This is a genomic window from Pseudomonas sp. 05T35 (genome assembly GCF_056396605.1).
In genome coordinates this window covers 1-414 of the sequence record NZ_JBFTLU010000991.1, presented here as the reverse complement: position 1 = coordinate 414, position 414 = coordinate 1, and the positions used below count along the sequence as shown (strand labels likewise).

Genomic DNA, 414 nt, shown 5'->3' with positions numbered 1-414 from the left:
TTGCTGGAAAACGGCAAGGTCGAGTTGGGCATCTCCAGTAGTCTGCCTGCGGGCTATATGCAGGAGTTCTTGCTCAACGTTTCGCTGCTATGTGTCGTGGCGTCTGATCACTCGCTGGCCCATTTCAATGGCGAGCTGAACCTGGCTGACATGAAAGACTACCGGCAAATCGTGGTTGGCGATTCGGGCATGCGCAACTCACAGAACAGCAGTTGGTCCGGCACGTCCCAGTGCTGGACCGTAAGTAACCTGAGCACCGCGCTGATGTTTGTCGAACGCGGTCTGGGTTTTGCCTGGCTGCCTGAACACATGGTCAGCGAAAAGCTGGCGAGCGGTCAGTTGCGCCTGGTGCCACTGTGTCATCAACGCGAATGCAACGTGCCGATGTATATGGGGTTCCTGGAAGAGTACAGG

General features: G+C 56.3%; 1 protein-coding gene. It reads left to right on the top strand.

Going from position 1 to position 414, the window contains the following annotated elements:
- The coding region (locus tag AC1DH9_RS31070) for a substrate-binding domain-containing protein (RefSeq protein WP_477809579.1) at positions 1-414 on the top strand (414 nt) is incomplete at both ends.